Origin of the sequence: Micromonospora alfalfae (assembly GCF_022230925.1) — a bacterium.
Lineage (GTDB): Bacteria > Actinomycetota > Actinomycetes > Mycobacteriales > Micromonosporaceae > Micromonospora > Micromonospora alfalfae.
Window position 1 is genome coordinate 1 of the sequence record NZ_JAKKFH010000040.1, and the last position, 1,510, is coordinate 1,510.

General features: G+C 66.8%; 1 protein-coding gene. It reads right to left on the minus strand.

What is annotated here, in order from left to right; all coding sequences use genetic code 11:
- Positions 1 to 240: 240 nt before the first annotated feature.
- Positions 241 to 1,266: an IS30 family transposase gene (locus tag MED01_RS28440; protein WP_443677144.1), complete on the minus strand. Its 1,026-nt coding sequence runs from the start codon at positions 1,264 to 1,266 to the stop codon at positions 241 to 243.
- Positions 1,267 to 1,510 lie beyond the last annotated feature (244 nt).

The window sequence follows — 1,510 nt, forward strand, 5'->3', positions numbered from 1 at the left end:
CCTGTGCTGGCTACCCGGACTGTGCTGGCTCACCGGACTGTGCTGGCTCACCGGACTGTGCTGGCTCAGACTCCGGTTCGCGATCCACGCCGTACCCCACTGCGGCCATGCCTGTGTCCCTCCGCCGGTCCCCGCTCAGGGGTACGTATAGACCAGCCGATCGGATCACTCGGCGCCGATCACGTCACTCCGCTACGTCGCCAACGTAGATCTTGGACAGTTTCCGTTCGCTCGGCGGGCTCAACCGGTGGTTGCAACACCGAGAAGTTGGGTCATCTTCTCACCTGGGGTTGCCCAGCCCAGGGTCATGCGGGGGCGGTCGTTGAGTTCGTCGGCGACGTGGTCGAGGCCGGTTTGGTCGATGGTGGTGAAGTCGAATTGGCCTTTGGGGAAGTACTGGCGTAGTAGCCCGTTGGTGTTTTCGTTGCTGCCGCGTTGCCAGGGGCTGTGTGGGTCGCAGAAGTAGACCGGGCAGTCAGTGGCGATGGTGAAGTCACGATGGCGGGCCATCTCCACGCCCTGGTCCCAGGTCAGCGAGGCGCGTAAGCGTTGCGGGAGCCAGGTCATCGCCGCGGCCAACTGGGACACGACGTGTTCGGAGACCTTGCCCTCAGGCAGTCCGACCAGGATCACGAACCGGGTAGCGCGTTCGACCAGCGTGGCGATCGCGGAACCACCGCGCCCGCCGCGACGGACGCCCTCGAGGAGATCACCCTCCCAATGACCGGGCACCGCCCGGTCAGCGACCTCAGCCGGCCGGTCAGCGATACGCAGGCCGACCCACGGCCGCGCCGAACGCACCGCCCCGGCCGGCGCCGCCCGACGGCGGCGAGCGGCCCGACCCGATCGCAACGCCACCTGCCGCGTCAACTCCGCGCGCAGGTTGCCCCGCGCCTGCAGGTAGATCGCCTGATAAATCGTCTCGTGCGACACCCACATCTCCGGCGTGTCCGGGAACTGCACCCGCAGCCGCGCACTGACCTGCTGCGGCGAACGACGCCGCCGCAGCATATCCAGCACCACCTCACGCAACGGCCCGTCAACCGCCAACCGCGGCACCCGCCCCGACCGGTTATGCCGCAGAAACGACGCCCACTGCGCCATCAACGGCTGATACCGCTGCCCATAACGCTCGAACCGACCCACCTCCCGTGAGATCGTCGACACCGACCGCCCCAACCGCCGCGCGATCGAACCCAACGACTCACCCGCAGCCCGACCCAACCCAATCTGCTCCCGCTCCAGCGGACTCAACCTCGACGCCACAACCACCCCAACGACAAACACCGAAGAGTGTTGCAACCACCGGTTGAGCCCGCCGACGGAACGGAAACTGTCCAAGATCTACGTTGGCGACGTAGCGGAGTGACGTGATCGGCGCCGAGTGATCCGATCGGCTGGTTTATACGTACCCCTGAGCGGGGACCGGCGGAGGGACACAGGCATGGCCGCAGTGGGGTACGGCGTGGATCGCGAACCGGAGTCTGAGCCAGCACAGTCCGGTGAGCCA